Source organism: Achromobacter sp. SIMBA_011, assembly GCF_046535435.1.
Lineage (GTDB): Bacteria > Pseudomonadota > Gammaproteobacteria > Burkholderiales > Burkholderiaceae_B > Achromobacter > Achromobacter dolens.
In genome coordinates this window covers 1-233 of record NZ_JAWRWN010001281.1, presented here as the reverse complement: position 1 = coordinate 233, position 233 = coordinate 1, and the positions used below count along the sequence as shown (strand labels likewise).

Sequence of the window (233 nt, the reverse complement as noted above, 5' to 3'; positions counted from 1 at the left end):
ATGTCGATCTCGGGCTGCCGTCCGTTCATCAGGTCGGCGAGGATTTTCGAGGTGCCGCACGACATGGTCCAACCCATATGACCATGCCCCGTGTTGAGAAAGAGATTGCGATGCCGCGTCGCGCCGATCAGCGGCGTGCCTTCCGGCGTCATCGGCCGCAGTCCGGCCCAGTAGGAAGGCCGCGCGTAGTCCGCGCCGTTCGGAAACAAGGCGCGCGCGGTCGCCAGCATGTG

Annotated in this window: 1 protein-coding gene; it reads right to left on the bottom strand. The window is 65.2% G+C overall.

Going from position 1 to position 233, the window contains the following annotated elements; genetic code table 11:
- Positions 1 to 233: FAD-dependent oxidoreductase (locus SB816_RS35185; protein ID WP_410548648.1), on the bottom strand; the 233-nt coding region annotated here is incomplete at both ends.